At 37.9% G+C, this 1,956-nt stretch carries 2 protein-coding genes; both read left to right on the top strand.

Features of this window, described 5'->3' with window-relative positions; translation table 11 throughout:
- Positions 1-309 precede the first annotated feature (309 nt).
- Positions 310-1,287, top strand: coding sequence for a ring-cleaving dioxygenase (locus tag ACRCJ0_RS12965; RefSeq protein ID WP_431390689.1), 978 nt, complete (start codon positions 310-312; stop codon positions 1,285-1,287).
- A gap of 40 nt (positions 1,288-1,327) precedes the next feature.
- The gene (locus tag ACRCJ0_RS12970) at positions 1,328-1,747 is read left to right on the top strand and encodes a Fur family transcriptional regulator (RefSeq protein ID WP_149255610.1); all 420 of its coding nucleotides are present in this window, start codon (positions 1,328-1,330) and stop codon (positions 1,745-1,747) included.
- Positions 1,748-1,956: the final 209 nt, after the last annotated feature.

A 1,956-nucleotide genomic window follows, 5' to 3' on the forward strand; every position in this document is an offset into this window, starting at 1 on the left:
CTGTATGAAAGGGTAATTAGTGATATCAAATTCAACGGATGGAAATTGAACGGACACGCTTTGGAAAATATCATTCACTAGCGATCCAACTGCATCAGAAATCAGGAAATACTTTGGCTTTTGTGGTGTGACTTGGCTCATCTTTTTGCCTCCAATAATCTATATATTAAGCTTATTCTACCATATATAATATGACAGAAAAATCGAAGATAAAACAATTTGAATTCGAAACAAAAATATGGTATATTATTAATACGAATTCGAAATATAAAAACTTAAAAGATATTTTATTAAAAGGGAGCAATAATCATGTCAACAGATTTATTAGGTATTCACCACGTAACTGCTATTACTTCAAGTGCGGAAAAGAATTATCAATTTTATGCAGGTGTTTTGGGCATGCGATTGGTTAAGAAAACAGTTAACCAAGATGACATTCACACCTACCATACCTTCTTCTCAGATGATGAAGGAAACGCGGGTACAGATTTAACATTCTTTGACTTTCCGGGCGTGCCAAGTGGTTACTATGGAACAAACTCAATTTCTCGTATCGGCTTACGTGTACCAAATGATGCAGCCTTAGCTTACTACGAAGAACGGTTGAAATCATTTGATGTGAAGACTGAAGAAATTAAAGAAGTTTACGGAAAGAAAGTTTTACGCTTTGAAGACTTTGACGGTCAACGCCTACAAATCTTCTCAGATGAAAAAAACGAGGGTGTTGCACCTGGTAAACCTTGGAAAAATGGACCAGTGCCAGAAAACAAAGCGATTTACGGATTAGGACCAATCGAAATTTCAGTATCTTACTATGAAGACTTTGGGAAAATTCTCGAACAAATCTATGGCATGAAACAATTGTCAGACGATGGCCAAGAAGCCTTATATGAAGTGGGCGAGGGCGGTAACGGTGGTCAAGTTATCTTACGTAAAGACTTAGTGACACCACCTGGATTACAAGGATACGGTGAAGTTCACCATGTATCATTTCGTGTCGCTGACCACGATGCCATCCAACATTGGGTCAACAAGTATCAACAAATCGGTCTACCGAGTTCAGGTTTAGTCGATCGTTTCTTCTTTGAAGCCCTATACGCACGTATCGGTGACATCTTGATTGAAATCTCAACTGATGGACCAGGTTTTATGGGTGATGAACCATATGAAACGTTAGGTGAATCATTATCATTACCGCCATTCTTGGAAGAAAACCGTGCGCATATTGAGTCGCAAATCCGTCAATTTGATACAACACAGCCCAATGATTATGGCTTCAAATCGTAATCAATCCGTGTTAGAATAGGTAGGAACTGGAGTGATAACTATGAATTTTGTAGATGAGTCCATGCAAGTCCTACACGAAGCTGGTTTTAAATATACCAAGAAACGTGCTGACATGTTAAACGTCTTTGATGAAGAAGGGGCATATTTCCTGAGCGCCAAAGAAGTGCAGCAACGATTAGAAAACTTATATCCAGGTATCTCATTCGATACCATTTACCGGAACCTAAAATTATTCGAAGACCACCACTTCCTTGAAACCTCTGAAGTCAACGGGGAGATGGTCTTTAGAAAGCATTGTGATCCACATTTAGGACACCACCATCATTTTATCTGTACAAATTGTGGCAAGACGATTCCAATCAATTCTTGCCACATGACATTCTTTGCTGACCAATTACCAGGTTGTGAAATTGTAAACCATACCATTGAATTACAAGGACTTTGTAGTGAATGCCAGTAAGATAAATCTATCGGAAAAGGAGCTAGAGACCATTTCTAGCTCCTTTTTTCGTAGGTAAAATCGCAGCTAATTTGGCTAGCCTTTGTCTGGTAAAAAAGGCGGATATTTTCCCTTATGTACACTTAAGACATATTCACTTGTGAATAATACAATTCTCAACAAATTTACCTTAGGATAATTGACTTTATAAATATAATGGCGTATAATTC

The sequence above is a fragment of the Aerococcus sp. L_32 genome (assembly GCF_050689315.1).